The sequence below is a fragment of the Pseudomonas sp. HS-18 genome (assembly GCF_020401845.1).
Lineage (GTDB): Bacteria > Pseudomonadota > Gammaproteobacteria > Pseudomonadales > Pseudomonadaceae > Pseudomonas > Pseudomonas nitroreducens.
The window spans coordinates 5,768,682-5,790,537 of sequence record NZ_CP084413.1; the positions used below are offsets into that span (position 1 = coordinate 5,768,682).

At 66.8% G+C, this 21,856-nt stretch carries 16 protein-coding genes; 8 read left to right on the forward strand and 8 right to left on the reverse strand.

From position 1 onward, the window contains the following. Positions 1–49 precede the first annotated feature (49 nt). The 6 genes from LDJ84_RS26930 to LDJ84_RS26955 all read left to right on the forward strand — a co-directional run bounded on the left by LDJ84_RS26930 (position 50) and on the right by LDJ84_RS26955 (position 8,517). The gene (locus LDJ84_RS26930; protein ID WP_065085568.1) at positions 50–1,573 is read left to right on the forward strand and encodes an HDOD domain-containing protein; all 1,524 of its coding nucleotides are present in this window, start codon (positions 50–52) and stop codon (positions 1,571–1,573) included. A 114-nt stretch (positions 1,574–1,687) separates the two neighbouring features. Further along, on the forward strand, positions 1,688–2,503 hold the full coding sequence (rhdA, locus tag LDJ84_RS26935; protein WP_065085569.1) for a thiosulfate sulfurtransferase: 816 nt from the start codon (positions 1,688–1,690) through the stop codon (positions 2,501–2,503). A 3-nt stretch (positions 2,504–2,506) separates the two neighbouring features. Beyond that, entirely contained in the window at positions 2,507–3,376 is an 870-nt protein-coding gene (gene asd / locus LDJ84_RS26940) for an archaetidylserine decarboxylase (RefSeq protein ID WP_024764314.1), read from the forward strand. Between the two features lie 76 nt (positions 3,377–3,452). Beyond that, complete coding sequence (locus LDJ84_RS26945) at positions 3,453–4,430, forward strand: HPP family protein (protein ID WP_065085570.1); 978 nt, start codon at positions 3,453–3,455, stop codon at positions 4,428–4,430. Positions 4,431–4,558: 128 nt separating this feature from the next. Beyond that, on the forward strand, positions 4,559–6,367 hold the full coding sequence (locus tag LDJ84_RS26950) for a molecular chaperone (RefSeq protein WP_065085571.1): 1,809 nt from the start codon (positions 4,559–4,561) through the stop codon (positions 6,365–6,367). 65 nt (positions 6,368–6,432) lie between these two features. Next, on the forward strand, positions 6,433–8,517 hold the full coding sequence (locus LDJ84_RS26955; RefSeq protein ID WP_065085572.1) for an EAL domain-containing protein: 2,085 nt from the start codon (positions 6,433–6,435) through the stop codon (positions 8,515–8,517). An 81-nt stretch (positions 8,518–8,598) separates the two neighbouring features. On the opposite strand, the gene serB is transcribed toward LDJ84_RS26955, so the two are convergent. Beyond that, entirely contained in the window at positions 8,599–9,819 is a 1,221-nt protein-coding gene (serB, locus tag LDJ84_RS26960) for a phosphoserine phosphatase SerB (protein ID WP_024764311.1), read from the reverse strand. A gap of 222 nt (positions 9,820–10,041) precedes the next feature. Here serB and LDJ84_RS26965 point away from each other — a divergent pair, with 222 nt between their 5' ends. Continuing rightward, the gene (locus LDJ84_RS26965; RefSeq protein WP_226045613.1) at positions 10,042–11,610 is read left to right on the forward strand and encodes an AhpA/YtjB family protein; all 1,569 of its coding nucleotides are present in this window, start codon (positions 10,042–10,044) and stop codon (positions 11,608–11,610) included. A 50-nt stretch (positions 11,611–11,660) separates the two neighbouring features. Beyond that, complete coding sequence (locus LDJ84_RS26970) at positions 11,661–12,197, forward strand: metal-dependent hydrolase (RefSeq protein ID WP_065085574.1); 537 nt, start codon at positions 11,661–11,663, stop codon at positions 12,195–12,197. A 1-nt stretch (position 12,198) separates the two neighbouring features. On the opposite strand, the gene LDJ84_RS26975 is transcribed toward LDJ84_RS26970, so the two are convergent. The 7 genes from LDJ84_RS26975 to parE all read right to left on the reverse strand — a co-directional run bounded on the left by LDJ84_RS26975 (position 12,199) and on the right by parE (position 21,853). Then, positions 12,199–13,437, reverse strand: a complete 1,239-nt coding sequence (locus tag LDJ84_RS26975) for a calcineurin (RefSeq protein ID WP_065085575.1) — start codon at positions 13,435–13,437, stop codon at positions 12,199–12,201. After that, a complete protein-coding gene (locus LDJ84_RS26980; protein ID WP_065085576.1) occupies positions 13,437–14,993 on the reverse strand; it encodes an ArnT family glycosyltransferase in 1,557 nt (518 codons plus the stop codon). The genes LDJ84_RS26975 and LDJ84_RS26980 overlap by 1 nt, the downstream gene beginning before the upstream one ends. A 245-nt stretch (positions 14,994–15,238) precedes the next feature. Further along, positions 15,239–15,961 (reverse strand): membrane integrity-associated transporter subunit PqiC, encoded by a 723-nt coding sequence (locus tag LDJ84_RS26985; RefSeq protein ID WP_024764306.1) that lies wholly within the window; start codon positions 15,959–15,961, stop codon positions 15,239–15,241. 151 nt (positions 15,962–16,112) lie between these two features. Continuing rightward, positions 16,113–18,377, reverse strand: coding sequence for a DNA topoisomerase IV subunit A (gene parC, locus LDJ84_RS26990; protein ID WP_065085577.1), 2,265 nt, complete (start codon positions 18,375–18,377; stop codon positions 16,113–16,115). Between the two features lie 7 nt (positions 18,378–18,384). Further along, positions 18,385–18,909, reverse strand: a complete 525-nt coding sequence (locus LDJ84_RS26995) for a TIGR02281 family clan AA aspartic protease (protein WP_024764305.1) — start codon at positions 18,907–18,909, stop codon at positions 18,385–18,387. Continuing rightward, positions 18,906–19,958, reverse strand: a complete 1,053-nt coding sequence (locus LDJ84_RS27000; protein ID WP_065085578.1) for an esterase-like activity of phytase family protein — start codon at positions 19,956–19,958, stop codon at positions 18,906–18,908. The genes LDJ84_RS26995 and LDJ84_RS27000 overlap by 4 nt, the downstream gene beginning before the upstream one ends. Beyond that, entirely contained in the window at positions 19,958–21,853 is a 1,896-nt protein-coding gene (gene parE / locus LDJ84_RS27005; protein WP_065085579.1) for a DNA topoisomerase IV subunit B, read from the reverse strand. The genes LDJ84_RS27000 and parE overlap by 1 nt, the downstream gene beginning before the upstream one ends. Positions 21,854–21,856: the final 3 nt, after the last annotated feature.

The following is a 21,856-nucleotide window of genomic DNA, read 5'->3' on the forward strand; positions in this document are numbered from 1 at the left end:
GGCAAGACTATAGGCCGAAAACACTAAAAACCAGTTCGGCGCCTCACGCATGTCTAAGCAATTGCTTCATCCAGAGCGTCTCAAGGCCTGGCTAACCCAGCTGGAAGACCTGCCTTTGCCCGTTCCGCTGGAACAGCGCGATGACATTCGCCGGGCGCTGAACGACAGCCGCCGCTCGATCCGCGATATCGCCGAACTGCTGCAGGACGCGCCGACCCTGGCCTTTGCCATCCTGCGCGAAGCCAACCGCGCACAGAGCGCCAGGGACAATCCGGCGGAAAGCCTGGAGGTCGCCCTCAACCGCCTGGGCTTGTCCCGCGTCACTCAATTGCTCGACAGCCTGCCCGCGATGCCCGAGACGCAGATGCCGCGAGCCCTGAGCCAACTGCTGCTGATCAGCCGCCATGCCATGCAGCAGGCCAGCGGCCTGTTCGCCAACCGCCTGGCGCGACTCTGGCAGGAAATCCACTGGGGCAGCCTGTTCACCCTTGCGCCGCTGTGGGCGCTGGCCACCGCGAAACCGGAGCTGATGGAGAGCTGGCAGCGCCAGGTCTACGGCCTGGGCCGCTGCAGCAGCGAAGTCGAAGAGGAGTTGCTCGGCACTCCCCTGCTGCCCTTGTGCCGCGCGCTGGCCGACAGTTGGCGGCTGCCGGACTGGGTCGGCCAGGGCTACGCCCTGCTCAGCGACGACAAGCGCCTGCTGGTGCGCGCCCTGCACGTCGCCCACACCGAACACGAGCCGCTGGGCCAGCAGCAGCGCCTGGACGCCGATCCGGAACTGCAACGCTGGCTGACCCGCCCGGCCAACACCATCCTCCTGGCCAACAGCATCGCCATGGCCGCACACCAGTCCTGGGGGGGCGTGCACATGCTGCGCTGGCAGCGCCTGACCAGCCTCTATCTGCAGATGCCGCTGGAAGAATTGCAGCAGACCGTCCACGGCCTCGCCGCGCAGAGCGCCCGCCGCCACGCCCGCCCGCTGCTCTGGCACCCGGCGCAGGCGTTGCTCTGGCCCTGGGATGCGCGCCGCTGGCTCAACGGGCCGAAGGCCGAGGAGCCGGCCAAGGCGCCGGACACCCTCGTCGAATGGCGTCAGCACTGCACCCGCCTGATGCAGACGCCCAGCCCGTTCGGCAACGCCGTGCAACTGCTCGACTGTGCCACGGCTGCCTTGCAGGCCTGCGGGCTGCAACGCGGGATGATCCTGCTGGCCGACAAGGGCGGCAGCTGGTTGCAGGCGCGCCGCCACTTCGGCCTGGACGGCGAGATCGGCGAGTTCAAGCTGGAAGTCGCCGCCAGCCCGGTGCTGCGCAAACTCCTGCAACAACCCGGACAACTGCGCCTGAGCCCGACCAACATGGCCGAGTTCTCGGCGCTGATTCCCGGCTCGCTGAAGGCGCTGCTACCCAGTGAACATCTGCTGCTGCGCTCGCTGGGCAATGGCGCGCGGGTGGTCATGCTGGTCGTCTGCGACCGCCTCGGGCAGCCGCTGGCAGACCTGCACGCGCAGGCCTTCGGCCGCACCGTGCAGTGCATCGAGCACGCGGTGAAGCAGATGGCGCGGGGCTCGTGATCCGGGAAAGGTTTGCTCCCCGCCTTCTGCCCTTTAAACTAACCGCCCTCACGGGGTAGCCCAGGGCGCGCGCTCACGTTGCCTCCCCCACCCTTTTCGCCGGGAGTCTCCGCCATGTCCGCCTTCTCCGCCCTGCCCCTGGTGATCGAACCGGCTGACCTCGCCAGCCGTCTCGATGCTCCGGAACTGATCCTGGTAGACCTGACCAGCGCCGCGCGCTACGCCCAGGGCCACATCCCCGGCGCCCGTTTCGTCGCTCCTGCGCGCACCCAGATGGGCGGCACGCCGGCCCCGGGCCTGCTGCCGGCCAAGGCCGACCTGGAAGCGCTGTTCGGCGAATTGGGCCACCACCCCGATGCCGTCTACGTGGTCTATGACGACGAAGGCGGCGGCTGGGCCGGTCGCTTCATCTGGTTACTGGATGTGATCGACCACGGCAACTACCACTACGTCGACGGCGGCCTGCACGCCTGGCTTGCCGACGGCCTGCCCTTGAGCGAGGACGTTCCGGCGCCGGTCGGCGGCCCGCTGCCGCTGACCCTGCACGACGAGCCGACCGCCACCCGCGAGTACCTGCAGAGCCGCCTGGGCGCAGCCGACCTGGCCGTCTGGGACGCCCGCAACCCCAGCGAGTACAGCGGCCAGAAGGTTCTCGCCGCCAAGGCCGGCCACGTGCCCGGCGCGGTCAATTTCGAATGGACCGCCGGCATGGATCCGGCCCGCGCGCTGCGCATCCGCACCGATATGCCGCAGATCCTCGAGGACCTGGGCATCACCAAGGACAAGGAAGTGATCACCCACTGCCAGACCCACCACCGCTCCGGCTTCACCTACCTGGTGGCCAAGGCCCTCGGCTATCCGCGGGTCAAGGGCTATGCCGGTTCCTGGTCGGAATGGGGCAACCATCCCGACACCCCCGTAGAGGTTTAAGGAATGTCGTTCAAAGATCGTCTGTTCATCCTCAGCCAGTACCTGCTGCCGCATCACCTGCTGTCGCGCCTGATCGGCTGCGCCGCCGAATGCCGCGCGCCCTGGTTCAAGGACCGCCTGATTCCCTGGTTCGCCCGTCGCTACCAGGTGGATATGCGCGAAGCCCAGGTCGAGGACCTGCGCGCCTATGAACACTTCAACGCCTTCTTCACCCGCGCCCTGAAAGAGGGCGCGCGTCCGCTGGACGAAAGCGCAGGCGCGGTGCTCTGCCCCGCCGACGGCGCCATCAGCCAGCTCGGCCCGATCGAGCATGGCCGCGTGTTCCAGGCCAAGGGCCACAGCTACAGCCTGATGGAACTGCTGGGCGGCGACGCCGAGCGCGCCGCGCCCTTCATGGGCGGCGACTTCGCCACCGTCTACCTGTCGCCCAAGGACTACCACCGCGTGCACATGCCGCTGGCCGGCACCCTGCGCGAGATGGTCTACGTGCCGGGCCGCCTGTTCTCGGTAAACCAGCTGACCGCCGAGCAGGTGCCGGAACTCTTCGCCCGCAACGAGCGCGTGGTGTGCATCTTCGACACCGAGCGCGGGCCAATGGCCGTGGTGCTGGTCGGCGCGATGATCGTCGCTTCCATCGAGACCGTCTGGGCCGGCCTGGTCACGCCGCCCAAGCGTGAGCTGAAATCGTTCTCCTACGACGAAGCCTCCCGTGCGCCGATCCACCTGGAGAAAGGCGCCGAGCTGGGCCGCTTCAAGCTGGGTTCGACCGCCATCGTGCTGTTCGGTCCCGAGCAGGTGAGCTGGGCGCAAAACCTCGCCGCCACCAGCGCCGTGCGCATGGGCGAGCGCCTGGGTGGCGCACGCCAGGGCTGAGGTCCGCTGTCCATAAGGCGGGCGGCCAACGAGCCGCCCACCACTGCTTTTCGCCTCATCGTGCCAGTTCCCTGCCATGAAACGCTTCCTGCACCTGATGGGCTGGCGTGCCAATGCCACCAGCCATCTTGAAAAGTGGCTCTCCGCAACCGGAGCGCTGTGCGGCATCGCCGCCATCTACGCCGTCACCCACTGGGTGCTACCCAGCGAAGCGGCCATCTGGGTCGTCGCCTCCATGGGCGCCAGCGCCGTGCTGCTGTTCGCTGTACCTCATGGCGTGCTCTCGCAGCCCTGGGCTGTTCTCGGCGGCCAGGTCCTCTCGGCCTGCGTCGGGGTGATCTGCCAGAAGCTCCTCCCCGGCCAGGCCTTCACCCCCGCCCTCGCGGTGGGCGCTGCAATCCTGGTCATGCACTACGCCCGCTGCATCCACCCCCCGGGCGGCGCCACGGCACTGGCGGCAGTATCCGGCGGTCCGGCCATCACGGCCCTGGGCTTCCACTACGTGCTCAGCCCGGTGCTGCTCAACGTCGTGCTGATCCTCGCCGTCGCGCTGGCCTTCAACGGCCTGTTCGCCTGGCGCCGCTACCCCGCACCGCTGGCACGCCTGCCAGTCACGCCGAAGCTGCCCGCGGGGCCGGCACCGGAGGACCTGTATCACGCGCTGCGCAAGATGGATTCGTACATCGACGTGCAGTTCGACGACCTGCTGAAGATTCTCCAGCTGGCCCAGGAACACGCCCAGGCGCAGCGCCTGACGCCCGAAGACATCCTGCTCGGCGCCAGCTACAGCAACGCCCTGAGCGGCAACGCCTGGGCCGTGCGCCAGGTGATCGACGACCACCCGGACAAGCGCAGCCGCCAGGATCAGCTGGTCTACAAGGTGGTCGCCGGCGCCGGCAAAGGCAACACTGGCGTCTGCCGCCGTCAGGACCTGCTCGACTGGGCGGCCTACCCGGTGACGGCCCAGGGCGACGGCTGGGTGCGCAGCACGGCGCAGGACTCGGCGAAGGACGCCCTGCAACGTCAGATCAAGGGGCAATCCCCTCGGCCGTGACCTGTCCGCGCACCATCCGGGCGATGGGCTGCGGCGGGCGGCGGATGCTGCTAGAGTTCGGAAAAAGCCGACAGTTATGAACAACTGGTTCGTACAACGAGCCGGGTTGTGGAGAATCGACTCTCACCATGGACAACAGTCCCCAGCAGTTTCTACGTGTCCCCACACCAACGCACGAGAGCCTGAGCTTCTGCAACGCCAATGCGCGCGAGCTGAAAAACTGGCTGGATCACCTGCCCAAGGCCAATCTCGGGGAAACGGCTCGTCAGCTCTACCAGGGGCTGATCGAACTCAACCAGCTCAAACTGCCGGTCGAGACTCGCCTGCAATTACTGGAACTGTTCCGCCCGGAAGTCCACTTCGTCTGCCACAACCTGGAGCGGCACTTCCTCAACCAATCCATCGTCCTGGACGAGCGCCCGCGCAAGGTCGCCAACCTCTGCCAGGCGCTGCAGAACCATCTGGCCATCGGCTACAAGCTGATTGTCGTACGCGAAGCCTCGCGCTTCACCCGCGAACGCGCCCAGGTGATGACCGCGGCCACCCAGCGCGCCATCCGCAGCCTCTGCGGGCCGCTGGTACGAGCGTCCCAGCTGTACTGCCCGGTGCCGGAAAACCTCTGGCTGGAACTCCACCAGCTCTACCAGCTCGCTCGTCGGCACGGCTTGCAGCACACGCCGGTGCGCGATGCGCTCGCCCGCCAGTCCCAGGGGCTGTCCATCGAGCACGCCTATGTGACTGCGCTGATGCTCGGCTCTGCGCGCTGCAACCAGATGCGCCAGAACAACATCGCACGCGTCGCCGAAGTGCTCGAAGGCTGGGCGGCGCAGATCAGAGTGCAGGCCGCCGACGCGCCTTCCACCCTGTTCGTGGTGGTGCCGCAGGTGGATGGCCCGCCGCGCTATCGCACGCTGTTCAAGGAAAGCGATCTCACCGGCGCGCTGGGCATCGACCCGCAGCCGCTGGTGGACCTGATCCGCGAATACCTCCTGCTGCCGGCCGAGGATCGCGCCAAGGCGCGCCTGAAAGTCCCGGACGGCGTCAGCATCGATCTGCTGCAGCACCTCGCCGCCGCCTGGGGCGACATCGCCGAACGCACCTTCAACCGTACGCCCGGCCAGGGTCATTTGACCCTCTGTATCGGCATGAGCGCCCTGCACTATTTCCTCGCCGGCCGTCGCAGCTTTGCCGACGTCCTGAAGATCCAGGTGCAGGAACAGGTGCCCAGCTTCAAGGCAGAGGTCAACGACGCCTGGTCCGGCGCCTTCGATGCGCAGAAACTCAACGACTGGCAGCCCGGCATGCCGCTGGAGGAAATCGAATACACCGCGCCACGCACCGTCGACGACACGGGCGTTGGCGCCGCACCGGAAAATCCGCGCGACGACTATCCAGTCTTCAACCTGGCCATCGTCAACCACAGCCCCGGTGGCTACTGCCTGACCTGGCCAAAGGAAATTCCCAGCCAGTTGCAGGCCGGCGAACTGCTCGGTATCCAGGACACCCCGGAGCACAGCTGGAGCGTCGCGGTGGTGCGCTGGATCCGCCAGGTCCGCGGCGGCGGCACGCAGATGGGCATTGAGCTGATCGCCCCGCTCGCCCAGCCCTGCGGCCTGCAACTGCTGCGCAAGACCGAACAGGGCAGCCAGTACCTGCGGGCGCTGCTGCTGCCGGAAATCGCCGCCATCTCCCGCCCGGCGACCGTCATTACTCCTCGCCTGCCCTTCCAGGAAGGCAACCGCGTGCAGCTCAACCTGCAGGGTGACGAACGACGTGCCACGTTGACCCGCAAGGTCACCGCCACCGCCAGCTTCACCCAGTTCGAATACCAGGCGCAGGATGCTGCCGGCCCGTCGAGCGATAAGCCCATCACAGCACCGAATGCTCGAGGTGCTGGCGGGGAGGAAGACTTTGACTCACTATGGAAGTCTCTGTAGATTCCGGAGAATTCCCATTCGTCGCCAATTTGCTGCCGTCCAGCGCGGTATAAGCAGCCTTCCTCATGGCCAATGAAAAGAAAACCATCCGCCTGCTGATCCTGGAAGACTCGCAGAACGAAGCCGAGCGCCTGGTCAGCCTGTTTCGCAATGCCGGTCGCGCGACCCGCGTCCACCGCATCACCTCCAGCGACGACCTGACGGACATCCTGCCCCAGGGCTGGGACCTGCTGATCGCCGCCCCCGAGGCCGAGGCGCTGGACCCGAGCGAAGCGCTGGGCAGCATTCGCCGCCAGGCCAAGGACATTCCCTTTATCCAGTTGGTCAGCGGCAACGACTCCGACGCCGTCACCGAGGCCCTGGCCCTCGGCGCGCAGGATGCCCTGCCGCAAGGCGAGGACGAGCGGCTGATCCTGGTCGCCAACCGCGAGCTGGCCAACCTCGAGGAGCGCCGCGCCCGCCGCTCCGCCGAAGTCGCGCTGCGTGAAGCAGAGAAACGTTGCCAGTTGCTGCTGGACAGCTCGGTGGACGCCATCACCTACGTCCACGACGGCATGCACATCTACGCCAACCGGGCCTACGTCGGCCTGTTCGGCTACGAGGATGCCGAGGAGCTGGAAGGCATGCCGATGATCGACCTGATCGCCGGCTGCGACCAGGCCAACTTCAAGGACTTCCTCAAGGGTTACCATCTCACCAAGGAAAGCACCGAGGACAACGCCGACCTGGCCTGCAGCGGCATCCGCAGCGATGGCCAGGCCTTCGCCGCGCGCATGACCTTCTCGCCGGCCACCTATGACGGCGAACCCTGCATCCAGGTGGTGATACGCGCCGAATCGGACAACGCCCAACTCGAGGAAAAACTGCGCGAAGTCAGCAGTCAGGACCTGGTCACCGGCCTGTTCAACCGCGCCCACTTCCTCGACCTGATGGACAGCGCCGTGGAGCGTGCGGTAACCGCCGGCCAGCCGGCGACCTTCGCCTACATGCTGCTGGATCGCGCCCAGACCCTCCAGCTCGACCTCGGCGTTGCCAGCATCGACCTGCTGCTGGCGGACCTGGGCAACCTGCTGCGCGGGCAGTTCCCGGAGCAGGCGCAACTGGCCCGCCTGGGCGACGATGTGTTCGCCGTGCTGCTGCAGGGCGAAACCCCGGAACAATCGGCGCCGCGCTTCAACGCGCTGCTGAAGAAGGTCGAAGGCCACCTGTTCGACATCCATGGCCGCACCGCACAGGTCACCCTGTCCATCGGCACCGCCGGGCTGGACGAGAAGACCACCCGCGCCCAGGAAGTCATCGAGCGCGCCCACCGTGGCGCCGACGACGTCGCACAGAAGGACGGCAACGGCCTGAAGATCTACAACCCGGCCGATGAACTCGCCGCTGCCGCCTACCGTGGCGACATCGTCGCGATCATCCGCCAGGCGCTGGAGCAGAACAGCTTCCGCCTGCTGTTCCAGCCGATCATCAGCCTGCGTGGAGATACCCACGAGCACTACGAAGTACTGCTGCGCCTGCTCAACCCGCAGGGCGAGGAAGTACCGCCGGCAGATTTCCTCAACGCCGCCAAGGCCAGCGGCCTGGCCGAGAAGATCGACCGCTGGGTGCTGCTCAACTCCATCAAGCTGCTCTCCGAACACCGCGCCAAGGGTCACGAGACCAAGCTCTTCGTGCACCTCTCCGGCCCCAGCCTGCAGGACCCCGAACTGCTGCCGTGGCTGAGCGTGGCGCTGAAGGCCTCGCGCCTGCCGGCCGATGCGCTGATCGTCCAGATCAGCGAACCGGACGCCATCGCCTACCTGCGCCAGGCCAAGGTGCTCAGCCAGGGCCTGGCGGAACTGCATTGCCAGATCGCCCTGTGCCAGTTCGGTTGCGCACTCAACCCGTTCAACACGCTCAAGCACATGAACGTCGACTTCGTGAAGGTCGACGGCTCCTATGTGCAGGACCTGAACACGGCGGAGAACCAGGAAAACCTCAAGACCCTGATGGCCAGCCTGCACGCCCAGGCCAAGCTGACCATCGTCCCCATGGTGGAAAGCGCCACCGCCCTGGCCACCCTGTGGCAGGCCGGCGCCAACTACATCCAGGGCCGCTACCTGCAGGGCCCGAGCCAGGCGATGGACTACGACTTCGCCTCGGACGAGTAACCCGGAACGGAACCTACAAAAAGCAGCCGGAAGCCCATAAAAAAGCCGCCCATCGAGGCGGCTTTTTCATGCTGCGGCAAATCAGAGTCCGTCCACACCTTCGCGATCACGGAAGCCGAGCAGGTAGAGGATGCCGTCCAGCCCCAGGGTGGAGATCGCCTGCTTGGCCGACTGCTTGACCAGTGGCTTGGCGCGGAAGGCCACGCCCAGGCCGGCCAGGCCGAGCATCGGCAGGTCGTTGGCGCCATCGCCCACGGCAATCGTCTGTTCCAGCTGCAGGCCTTCCTTCGCCGCCAGTTCGCGCAGCAGGTCGGCCTTGCGCTGGGCGTCAACGATGGGCTCGATGGCCACGCCGGTCAGCTTGCCGTCGACGATCTGCAATTCGTTGGCGAACACATAGTCGATGCCCAGCTTGGCCTGCAGCTGCTTGGCGAAATAACTGAAGCCGCCGGAGAGGATGGCCGTCTTGTAGCCCAGGCGTTTGAGCTCGGCGAACAGGGTTTCGGCACCTTCGGTCAGGCGCAGCGAAGCGCCGATCTCTTCCAGCACATCCTCGGAGAGCCCCTGCAGCAACGCCAGGCGCTCCTTGAAGCTGGCGCGGAAGTCCAGCTCGCCGCGCATGGCGCGCTCGGTGATTTCGGAAACCTGCTCGCCCACGCCGGCCGCCTTGGCCAGCTCGTCGATGACCTCGGCCTCGATCAGCGTCGAGTCCATGTCGAACACCGCCAGGCGACGGTTGCGGCGGAACACCGAGTCCTGCTGGAAGGCGATGTCGACGTTCAGCTCCTGGGCCACGCTGAGGAACTCGGCGCGCAGGGCTGCCGGATCCGCGGGCTCGCCGCGCACGGAGAACTCGATGCAGCCCTTGCCCTGGTCCGCCGGCATGTCCAGCGGCATACGTCCGGACAGGCGATCGATCTGGTCGATGTTCAGGCCGTACTTGGCAGTGATCGAGCTGACCCGCTGCAACTGCTCGGCGGTCACCCGGCGAGTCAGCAGGGTGACAATGTGGCGCGGCTTGCCCTGGCCACCGACCCACTGCCGGTAATCGTCCTCGGAGACCGGTGTGAAGCGCACCTGCTGGTCCAGCTCGTAGGCCGTGAACAGCACATCCTTGAGCACTGACGAAGCGCGCTCGTTGTCCGGGATTTCCACGAGGATGCCGAAGGACAGCGTGTCGTGAATCACCGCCTGGCCGATATCGAGGATGTTCACGCCACCCTGCGCCAGGACGCCGGTGATGGCTGCGGTGAGGCCGGGGCGGTCTTCCCCGGTGATGTTGATCAGGACGATCTCGCGCAAGGCGCTGTCTCCGCCATGGAAAAAAGGCAGACATTCTACCTGCTTTCACCGTCCGCGGATGCTCCGCTCGCCCGTTCGGGGCCGGCGCCGTCGATCGGATTAACGGCGAGTTCCCCGGGTCATTCCGGCCCGGTTCGAGTTGACGGGCCCTGCGGCGCTTTGCCCCTCGGTAGGGCCTCGTTATACTGCCCCGCATCTGCCCTAGAGAAGACCGAGCCCGCTGTGACCCGGCCCACCTCCGTCAAGCCCGACAATTTCTTCCTGCTGCTCTTCCATGCCCTGCGCCAGCGCCGCGTGCCGATCGCCCTGCGCATCGCCATCCACAGCCTGCTGCTGGTGGCCGCTGCCCTGGTGATCTACGCCTGGGTGATGGGCATGCAGTTCAAGCAGGCCATGCAGCAGCAGGCCGACGCCCTCGGCCAGAGCCTGACGACACAGACCGCGCAGTCGGCCACCGAGTTGCTGGTGTCCAACGACATCCTCAGCCTCAACGTGCTGCTCAACAACCTGACCAAGAACCCGCTGGTGGCCCACGCCGCCATCTACAGCGTGGACAACCGCATCCTCGCCGAGTCCGGCACGCGGCCCAAGCAGGGCCTGCTGGGCGATGCCGAGGGCCTGTACTCCACGCCGATCACCTTCCAGGAAGTGATCGCCGGCCACCTGCGCATCAGCCTCGACATGCACCAGTTCGAGCAACCGATGACCGTCAGCCTGCAGAGCATGGGGCTGATCAGCCTGATCCTGCTGCTGCTCACCCTGACCTTCGGCCTGCGTCTGGGGCGGCAGATTTCCACACCGTTGTTACAGCTTCGTGTCTGGCTGCGCGACCCGGACGACCCCGCTCCAGGCGCCGGCCTGCAGAACGAGATCGGCGACCTTGCCCGCCAGTTGCAGGCGCGCCTGGTGCCCGAGAAACCGCCAGCTCCCGAACCGCTGGCCAGCGCTCCCGCGCCGCGCCCGAAAGCGCCTGCCAAGGTCGGCAAGCCCGCGGCCAAAGAGCCGTCGCTGGAAGCAACGGGCCCCGCAGACGAACACGAGTTCGACGAAAACATTTTCTCCGACGACGAGCTGCTCGCCCCCGCCGCGCGCCGCAAGGCCAATGCTGACGACGACTTCCCCGAGGAAGAGTTCGAGACCGTGGCGGAAGAGGAAGCCGAGGACGAAATCGGCGTCGAGGAAGAAGAGCCTGAAGCCGAGCCGGAGCCGATTTCCGCCGGCACCAGCGCTGTGCTGGCCGTGCAACTGGGCGCCCAGGAACAGCTGCGCCGCCTGCCGCGTGCACGCCTGGTGGACCTGCTGGAACGCTACCGCGACTGCCTGGAGCAAGCCGCGCGCCTGTACAAGGGTACGCTCTACACCCTCAGCGACGGCGGCAGCCTGATCCTTTTCCACAGCCGCGACCAGGACGAGGAATTCCTCACCAACGCACTGTGCTGCGGCGAGCTGATGTGCGCCCTGGGCCATGCCCTGCAGATCGAGGTGGCCGACAGCGGCATCACCCTGCAGCTGCAACTGGGCCTGGTGCTGGGCGAAGACGTCGCCGACCTCGAACAGGCCGACCTGCTGCAGGATTCCTCTGCCCAGGACGCCCTGGCCCTCAGCCAGCACAGCCGCAACCTGCTGCTGGTGGAAAAATCCATCGGCGACGACGAGAAGGTCCGCGAGCGGGCACGCATCCGCCCCATCGCCAGCCCGGAAAACGCCTGCTGCGTGGAATGGCTGAAAGAGCCCTACCCATCCATGCTGGAACGCCAGCTCTCGCGCATGCGCGCCCTGCGCACCAGCTGACCCCCAATAGAAAGAGAGGGGGCCGCCCGGCCCCACGTGGAACGGATTCCATGACCACCCTGCTCACCCATCCCTTGCCTGTGCTGGCCTTGGGCCTCGCGCTCGGCTCGCGCGCCATCGGGCCGCGCCTGCTGCTGGCCGGCATGCTCGCCGCGTGCCTACCCGACCTCGATGTGCTGGCCTTCAAGCTGGGCATTGCCTACCACGACGCCTTCGGTCATCGAGGCTTCAGCCATTCCCTGCTGTTCGCGGCGTGCCTGGGTGTGCTTGGGGCGCTGTGCTGCCGCCTGCTGGGCAGCGGCCCGCTGAAAGCCGGCCTGTGGATCGGCCTGGCAACCGCCTCCCATAGCGTGCTGGATGCGATGACCGACGGAGGACTGGGCGTCGCCTGGTTCTGGCCGTGGAGCGAGCAGCGCTACTTCCTGCCCCTGCACCCGATCGAGGTCTCGCCCATCGGCCTGTCGCGCTTCCTCAGCCCGCGCGGCCTGGAAGTACTGCTCTCCGAGGCGCGCTGGGTCTGGCTGCCTTGCCTGGGCATGGCGCTGGCCGGCATTGGAGTACGCCGCCTGCTGCGCGGGGACGCCTGACTCAGCGTTTGCCGAGCTGCGCCTGGAGCTGGTCCAGCAGCGAGGCCTGCTCACCCTGCAACGGCAACTGCGCACTGTAGCCCTGGAAACTGCTGAACCGTGCCTGGTAATCGAGTTCCAGCTGAAAGCGGTTGTCCCAGCCGGGCGAATCTTCCGGCATCAGCTGGTCGCAATCGTGCAGCGCCTGCAACGTATCGCAGGGCTTGTAGGCCTGCGGATAGACCTGGCGCTTCCAGAGTACCCACGGCGACAGCGTCAACGCCGCGAGACGATTGCGCCGCAAGTCCAGCTCCAGCAACTGCAGCAGCCCGTTGCCGCCGAGGTACTGGTGCTGGTAGTCGACCATCACCATATCGACGCTGTGCCCCCGGTCGTTGAGCAGTCGGGTGTGCACAGCGCCATCGGTGTGCGCGTTCAGAGTGAGGAACACCTGGTCGTTGCGACGGATCAGCCGATCCCAGAGCAGCACGCCACTGGCATTGTCCTCGCGGGACAGCTCCGCCACGCCCTTGTCGGTGCGCCGCAGGATGCTGTGGGACGCGAGAATCACCGGCACATGGGGATGCTCGTCGATGACGCTCTGCGCCCACACCAGGGTGGCTTCAGAAGGGTTCCAGTCCAGCGCCAGCAGCAGGAACGACTGCCCATAGCGCTGGAACAGGTGCACCTGGCTCAGCCCCCTGGGATCGCTGCCGACATAGGTACTCTGCCAGGCCGCGCGCTGAGGTCCGAAGTGGTCAGCGAAGCGGTCAAGGAACGATCGGCGGTCATCGCTACTGGCCTCCTCATGCACGTCGCGTTCGCCCGTGGCGATGCTGTAGGGCACGCCGCGCTCCTCCAGCGTACGCATGGCACCGCTGGCGGTCTGCCATTGGGTGGCGACGCCGGCGTTCTCCACCACATCCCCCAGGTGCACCACCAGCGGCACCTGGAGAACCTCGGCGTGCTTGGCCAGCCAGAACGTCTGGGCGAAGAACGCCAGCGCCGGCTGGTACGGCAAGCCGGGAAAGCGCTGCTCGCTGCGGAACAGGTGGCGCTGGCGGTGGTTGTTCTCCGCGTAGAACTGGGTGTCGGGCAGCAGCGGCAGCACGAAGCTGCCACCGCCGGAGATGATTTCCAGAGGCGGTAGCGGATGCTGGCGGAAGAATGCCTGGTCCCGCTCGACCACATCCTGGGTATCGGAATCGTCGCAGCCGACCAGCAGCAGACAGCAGGCAAGAAGGGATGTCAGTACTTTCATCACGGATTGGAGCCCACTCCGGGGAGGCGCAGCAGGCGATAGGTGTCATTGTCGAAGCGGCCCTCGAACAACTGCTCCGGGGCCGTGGGCAGGGAGGCGGCGATACGCTCGGCATCGCGCGCCTGGATCATCAGGTACAGCGGGCCGCGCTGGGCAGCCAACTGCTCCGGGCGGTCGAGGAACAGCGGCTGCAGGTCACGGTCGAGATTGACCATCAGCTTGATCGCCCGCGCGTCCGGAGCCATGCCATAGAGCGCCAGGGGCGCAGGCTGCGCATCGAGCTGCAGGACCAGCTCGCGGGAGAACGCCTGGCTGTCGTACAGGCGATGCTCCACCGGCTCGAAGACCAGAATGTAGCTTGCCCACAGTGCCAGCGCCGCCCCCAGGGCCAGTGCCGCCGGCCGCCGCCAGCGCAGTGCGCCCAGCACCAGCAGCGCGGCAAGCACCACGATGCAGGCCGGCAGGCGCCAGCCCAGGGCGGCAAGTTCCTGTGGGTAGCGTTTCCAGGCCAGCCACAACCCGGCCAGCAGCAAGGCCGGCAAGGCGAGCCATAGCACGCGCAGTACGCCACGCAGCACCTGCGCCAGACGGCTGCCGACAACCATGAAGGGATAACCGGCGACAATGGCCGCCAGCGGCGCCAGGGCAACGATGTAGCGGGCCTTCTTGGCCTGCGGTACCGACAGGCCGACCATGACCACCAGCGCCGCCAGGGCACAACCCGCCACCAGGCGGAACGCCGGCTCGCGGCGCCGTTGCCAGAGCAGCGCCAGCGCCGGCAACGCCAGCGGGAAGGCCAGGGCGTAGTTGCCCAGCGAACTGCGGAAGTAATACAGGGCATCGCTGGAGCCAGCGGAGCCGTCCAGACGGCCGATCACCTGCATCCGCAGGACATCCTGGACAAACTCCTCTCCGCCGGTGGAGCGCGCCAGGGCAATCAGCGCGAGCACGCAGAGCATCAGCAGGACCAGCGCGCTTGCCGAGAAGGCAACCAGAGCCTTCCAGCGCCGGTCCAGCAGCAACTGGCTGCACACCATGCCGGCCGGCACCACCAACCCCAGCGGGCCACGCAGGGCAAAACCGATGAACAGCAGTGGCAGCAGGCGCAGCAGCAGGCCCGGCACGCCATGGCGCTCGGCCTGAAACGCCCGGTAGAAGGCCAGCAGCCCTACGGCAGCGACCATCAGGTCGAGGGACACGGCCCGGGTCTCGCTGACGAAGGTGGCCGTCAGCAGCAGCATCGCCAGGCTGACCAGCGCCCAGGAGCGCGAGAACGGAGCCACCAGGCGATACACCATGCCGGCGCAGACGGCCGCCGCTACCGCGGTGGGCAGCCAGGCGGTGAGCTCGGTGACCCGCCCCAGCGGTAGCGAGAGCAGGTAGGTCAGGAGGGTGGAGGTAGCCGGATAGTCCGGGTAGGGTGCGCCGTAGGTGGTCGGGAACCAGCTGGGCCCATGGCGCAGCATTTCGCGGGCGAACAGCACGAAGCGCGAGTCGAAGCCAACGAAGGCGTCACCGTGTACACCGAGCAGGAACAGCACCAGAGTCGCCAGCATGACGCAAAGCGTCTGACGACTCAGGGCGGAATCTGCCTGAATACCGGACGTAGGAGGGAATGACGACACGCTTGAGTCTCTCGCAGGCTCCGCGCGGAAACGTCCGGGCGCCAATAGCCTGCACAAGCGCCCGTAGATACCACAGGGGCCGTCAAGAAGATGTCAAAACCGGCCACGGCAGATGCAAAACGGCCCGCAAAGCCAAACTCTGCGGGCCGTGGAATTTCGCGCCGAGCAGTGCCGGCTTAGAAGCGGTAGACCTCGACGTCAGTGCGGATCGGCACCACCAGCGGGATCTTCGGCCCCTCCACCTTGGGCTTGGCCACCTGCTCGGTATTGGCTACCTGCGGCTTGCGCGGCGGCGCCGCCTGCTGTTCGGCAACCGCGGCGGCGACCGGACGTACGTCGCGAGCGAGCTGCGCGGACAGCTTGCGCAGCAGGTCGCCCTGGGCACGCACCTGGTCCTGCACGCTGCCAGAATGCGCTTCTTCCTCGCGGAAGACGCGGCTGTCACGCAGCTCACCCTTCGGGTCGAGCAGACGCCAGCGCGCCTCCAGCACCGCCGGCTCCTTGGGGCCGGAATCCAGGCGACTGATGGTCAGCATGACCTGCACCTGCGGAGTGAAACCGGGCTTCTCCGGGAACAGCGCCAGACGGGTGCTGTCCAGCTCGCCCGACAGCAGGCGCATCAGCTGCTGGCTGACGTTGGTTTCCAGGCTGCCAGCCCAGCGGGCTTCAGTCGACAGGTTGAGGATACCGTCGGCCTGGCGCTGGACCATGGTCTCGCGCTTCAGGTAATCGGCCAGGGACACCGGGCCGAGCAGAACCGCGACGCCGTTGTCACGGGTCGGAACAGGAACCGCGCCCGCGTCCAGTTGGTACAACTGGGTCGGTCGGTTCACTGTACAGCCCGTCAGCCCAAGGAGGCTGACGAGGGAAAATAAGGCCAAGACGCGCCAAGCGCTCATCTGGTTCACCGTCATTCGCCGAAAATCGGCGCTACTTCCAACAAATTTCACTATGGCTTCAGGCAACGCGCCGAGGCGCCAGTAGCCAAAGGGACGTATCATCCCTCAACCGGCGCCTCAGCTCCAGAGGCAGAATGTATCGAACCGCGTTTCAATCCTGAGACAGCGATTCTACCAGCAAGGCGTCCACTCGCTGGAAACCGCGCGGCAGTTTGTTGCCACGACGCCCCCTTTCGCCCTTGTAGTGCTCCAGATCGTCACCCTTGAGCGAAAGCGTCCGCTTGCCGGCCTGCAGCACCAGGGTAGCGCCCGTCGGAAGAACAGCGAGGTCGGTGAGATACTCCTCGCGGCTTGCCACGCGGTCGCCCGGCACGCTGATGATCTTGTTGCCCTTGCCCTTGGCCAGCTGCGGCAGGTCGGAAACCTTGAACAGCAGCAGGCGGCCTTCGGTGGTGACAGCGGCGATCCAGTCCTGCTCCAGGTCGTTGACCGGCCGCGGGGCCATGACCTGCGCGCCATTGGGCAGGCTGAGCAGCGCCTTGCCGGCCTTGTTCTTGGCCTGCATGTCCTCGCCCTTGGCGACGAAGCCGTAGCCGGCGTCGGAGGCCAGCACGTACAGGGCATTGTCCTCCGGCAGCAGCACGCGCTCGAAGGACGCGCCCGGCGGCGGCGTCAGACGGCCGGTCAACGGCTCACCCTGGCCACGGGCCGATGGCAGGCCGTGGGCGGCCAGCGAATAGCTGCGGCCGGTGGAATCGATGAACACCGCGTACTGGTTCGAGCGGCCCGGCGCAGCGGCCTTGAAGCCGTCTCCGGCTTTGTAGGACAGACCGGTGGCGTCGATGTCGTGCCCCTTGGCGCAACGTACCCAGCCTTTTTCCGAGAGCACCACGGTGACCGGCTCGGTCGGCATCAGCTCGGTTTCCGACAGGGCGCGGGCTTCGGCACGCTCGACGATGGGCGAACGGCGGTCATCGCCGTAGGTCTCGGCGTCGGCGACCAGCTCGTCGCGCACCAGCTTGCGCAGCTTGGCGTTGGAACCCAGGATCGCCAGCAGCTTGGCGCGCTCCTTGGCCAGCTCGTCCTGCTCGCCGCGGATCTTCATCTCTTCAAGGCGCGCCAACTGACGCAGGCGGGTATCGAGGATGTAGTCGGCCTGCAGCTCGGAGAGCTCGAAGCGCTGCATGAGGACCGGCTTGGGCTGGTCCTCGGTGCGGATGATGTGGATGACTTCGTCGAGGTTGAGGAAGGCAACCAGCAAGCCTTCCAACAGGTGCAGGCGCTTCTCGACCTTGTCCAGGCGGAACTGCAGGCGGCGGCGCACGGTGTCGGTGCGGTAGGTCAGCCACTCGCTGAGCACCTGGCGCAGGTCCTTGACCTGGGGTTTGCCGTCCAGGCCGATGACGTTCATGTTCACCCGATACGAGCTTTCCAGGTCGGTGGTGGCGAACAGGTGGGTCATCAGTTCTTCGGCATCCACGCGGTTGGAGCGCGGGATGATGACGATGCGGCAGGGGTTCTCATGGTCCGACTCATCACGCAGGTCGGCCACCATCGGCAGCTTCTTGGCCTGCATCTGGCCGGCGATCTGCTCCAGCACCTTGGCCCCGGAGACCTGGTGCGGCAGCGCGGTGACGACGATATCGCCATCCTCGACGCGGTACACGGCGCGCATGCGCACCGAGCCGCGGCCGGTTTCGTAGATTTTCTGCAGGTCGGCGCGCGGGGTGATGATTTCCGCCTCTGTGGGGAAATCCGGGCCTGGGACGAAATCGATCAGGTCGGCGACGGTGGAGCCCGGGTTATCCAGCAGGTGCACGCAGGCAGCGGCCACTTCGCGCAGGTTGTGCGGCGGAATGTCGGTGGCCATGCCCACGGCGATGCCGGTGGTGCCGTTGAGCAGCAGGTTGGGCAGGCGCGCCGGCAGCACGGCCGGCTCGTCCAGGGTGCCGTCGAAGTTCGGCACCCAGTCCGCGGTGCCCTGGCCCAGTTCGGAGAGCAAGGTTTCGGCGTAGCGCGACAGACGGGCCTCGGTGTAACGCATGGCGGCGAAGGACTTGGGATCGTCCGGCGCCCCCCAGTTGCCCTGGCCGTCCACCAGCGGATAGCGGTAGGAGAACGGCTGGGCCATCAGCACCATGGCTTCGTAGCACGCCGAGTCGCCGTGGGGATGGTACTTGCCCAGCACGTCGCCGACGGTACGCGCCGACTTCTTGTGCTTGGAGTCTGCGTCCAGGCCCAGTTCACTCATGGCATAGACGATTCGCCGCTGTACCGGCTTGAGGCCGTCGCCGATGTGCGGCAGGGCGCGGTCCATGATCACGTACATGGAATAGTTCAGGTAAGCCTGTTCGGTGAAGTCGGCCAGTGACCGGCGCTCCACGCCCTCCAGACTCAGATCGAGGGTTTCGCTCATGCGTGCCTCACGGTGTAGATCGCTGGCGCAGCACCAGGGTGCCGTCCTGCTGGGTGAAATCCAGTTGTCTGAGTGCGCTCATGCCGAGCAGCACCTCGTCGCCTTCCATGCCCGGCGCGATCAGCGCCGGCACATCGGTGAGGCGGATGTCGCCGAGCTGCAGGTTGGGCAGGCGCGTGCGCCAGCCCTGGCTGCGGCCGTTGGCGGTGTCCAGGGTGATCGGCAACCCGCGCGGCAGGCCGAGCCGGTCGGCCAGGCGCTGCGGCAGGGCTACCTGGGTAGCACCAGTGTCGAGCATGAAGGTCACCGCCTCGCCATTGATCCGGCCGTCGGCCACATAGTGGCCGGCGCGATTGCCCACCAACCGCACTTCCACGGCGCCATTGGCGCGAGTCGACTGCGGTTGAGGGTTGGGATTGTGCTGACGGGTTTCCCAGGCGCCGAAATAGTGGGTGGCGAGCAGGATGCCCGCGCCCCAGGCGAGGAACATCATGACCTTGCCGACCCGCTTGCCCGGGACTGCGTCGTTCATTTGCCACCAAGCCAGCCGCCGGCCGGCGCCGCGAAGCGCAGCACGTAGGGGCGGCCATCGCCGTCGGCGCGGGCGTGTTCACCGTTGTCCAGGCCGATCCAGGCGCCCTGCTCGTCGAGGATCAACGCCTCGGCCACGCCATAAGGCAGGTCGTAGCGGCGCTCCGGGGCCAGTGCACCGGCGGCGAAGGACCAGCACAACTCCTGCGCGCCGGTCTTGGCGTCACGGCGGCAGATCTGGTGCGCCAGGCGCTCCAGGGTGAACAGCTTGTCCTTGAACAACGCGATATCGGAGAAATCGATCGGCAGTGCGCGCTCGCTGCCCAGTTCCGGTGGCGGCATTGCCGTACCGCCCTCGCTGAGCATCACGCAGTTGCCTTCGCACTTCCAGGTGCCGTTCTCGTTGCGCACCTTGAGCAGGCCACGGCGCTGGCGCTCGGCGGCCAGCCACAGCTGCTTGCCATCGGCGCTGACGGCAATGCCTTCGTAGAGCGCATTGAACTCCATCAGCAGGCCGCTGGCGCGAGCCTGGCGCAGCAGGCTCTGCGGCAGCGGCAGCCAGCTCGGCTCGCCGACGGCGGGAAGCAGCAGGACGGCCGCGTAGCCTTCGCTGACCACATAGCGGTTGCCCGCCTGGTCGCAGCTGATGCCTTCGAAGTCCATGGCCCCACCACGCAACAGCCCACCGACGGCGACCCGCGCACGGGTGCCCCAGGACAGCCCGCTTTCCGGGGCGCCCGGCACCACGAAGGGTTCGGCGGTGGCCTGCCAGGCCTTGCCCGGCGCTTCGTCGATCAGCAGTCGATAGATACGGTCGTCGTCGCGGTCGGACACCGTCCACATCTCGTTGCCGCACAGTGCGAGCCCGGAAAGGTTGCCACTGGGCATGCCCTCCACCGGATGCTCGGCGACGAACTGCAGCGACGCAGGAGCCACGGGCGCAGCCAGCGGCGCGCCAGCCTTCGGCGCCTGTTCGGGCACCTGGGCAGCGCTCGCTGCGCCGACGAACAGGCTCGTCAACAGGCAGGAGCAGGCCAGCAGCCAGCGCATCAGGCGAAGTCCGCCAGGTTGCCCTTGGTTTCCAGCCACGACTTGCGGTCGCCGGCGCGTTTCTTGGCCAGCAGCATGTCCATGATTTCCAGGGTGCCTTCGGCGTCTTCCAGGGTCAGCTGGACGAGGCGGCGGGTGTTGGGGTCCATGGTGGTTTCGCGCAGCTGCGGCGGGTTCATCTCGCCCAGACCCTTGAATCGGGTGACCTGCGGCTTGCCACGGCGCTTCTCGGCGGCCAGGCGGTCGAGGATGCCGTCGCGCTCGGCTTCGTCCAGGGCGTAGAAGACTTCCTTGCCCAGGTCGATACGGAACAGTGGCGGCATGGCGACGTAGACGTGGCCGGCTTCCACCAGCGGGCGGAAGTGGCGGACGAACAGCGCGCACAGCAGGGTGGCGATGTGCAGGCCGTCGGAGTCGGCGTCGGCGAGGATGCAGATCTTGCCGTAGCGCAGCTGGGTCAGGTCGGCCGCGCCCGGATCGACGCCGATGGCCACGGCGATGTCGTGGACTTCCTGGCTGGCGAGCACTTCGCCGCCGTCCACTTCCCAGGTGTTCAGGATCTTCCCGCGCAGCGGCATGATCGCCTGGAATTCCTTGTCGCGCGCCTGCTTGGCCGAGCCACCGGCGGAGTCACCCTCCACCAGGAACAGCTCGGCGCGCATCGGGTCCTGCCCTGCGCAGTCGGCTAGCTTGCCGGGCAGCGCCGGGCCCTGGGTGATCTTCTTGCGCTCGACCTTCTTGCCCGCCTTGAGGCGGCGGCCGGCGTTGCTGATGGCCAGCTCCGCCAGTTGCAGGCCCAGTTCAGGGTGGGCATTGAGCCACAGGCTGAAGGCGTCCTTGACCACGCCGGAGACGAACGCGGCGGCCTCGCGGGAGGACAGGCGCTCCTTGGTCTGGCCGGAGAACTGCGGCTCCTGCATCTTCATCGAGAGGACGAAGGCGATGCGCTCCCAGACATCTTCCGGCGCCAGCTTGACGCCGCGCGGCAGCAGGTTGCGGAATTCGCAGAACTCGCGCATGGCGTCCAGCAGGCCCTGGCGCAGGCCGTTGACGTGGGTGCCGCCCTGGGCAGTGGGGATCAGGTTGACGTAGCTTTCCTGCAGCGATTCGCCACCCTCGGGCAGCCACAGCAGGGCCCAGTCCACTGCTTCCTTGTTGCCGGCCAGCGACCCGCAGAACGGCTCGTCGGGCAGGCGCAGGTGCTCGGAGACCGAGTCGACCAGGTAGGAACGCAGGCCATCCTCGTAGTGCCACTCGATGCGCTCGCCGCTGGCCTTGTCCTCGAAGCTGACCAGCAGGCCGGGGCAAAGCACGGCCTTGGCCTTCAGCACGTGTTTCAGGCGGCTGACGGAGAACTTGTGCGAATCGAAGTACTTGGCGTCCGGCCAGAAGTGCACGCTGGTGCCGGTATTGCGCTTGCCAACGGTGCCGACGACTTCCAGGTCGCTGGACTTGAAACCGTCGGCGAAGGTCATGCGGTATTCGTTGCCGTCGCGCTTGACGCGCACCTCGACCAGCGTCGACAGCGCGTTCACCACCGAGATGCCCACGCCGTGCAGGCCGCCGGAGAACTGGTAGTTCTTGTTGGAGAACTTGCCGCCGGCGTGCAGCTTGGTGAGGATCAGTTCGACGCCGGGCACGCCCTCTTCGGGGTGGATGTCCACCGGCATGCCGCGGCCGTCGTCGATTACCTCCAGCGAGTTGTCCTCGTGGAGGATCACCTGCACGCTCTTGGCGTGGCCGGCGAGGGCTTCGTCGACACTGTTGTCGATGACTTCCTGGGCCAGGTGGTTCGGGCGCGAGGTGTCGGTGTACATGCCCGGGCGCTTGCGCACCGGATCGAGGCCGGAGAGAACCTCGATGGCGTCTGCGTTATAGGCGTTCTGCTGGGCCATGGG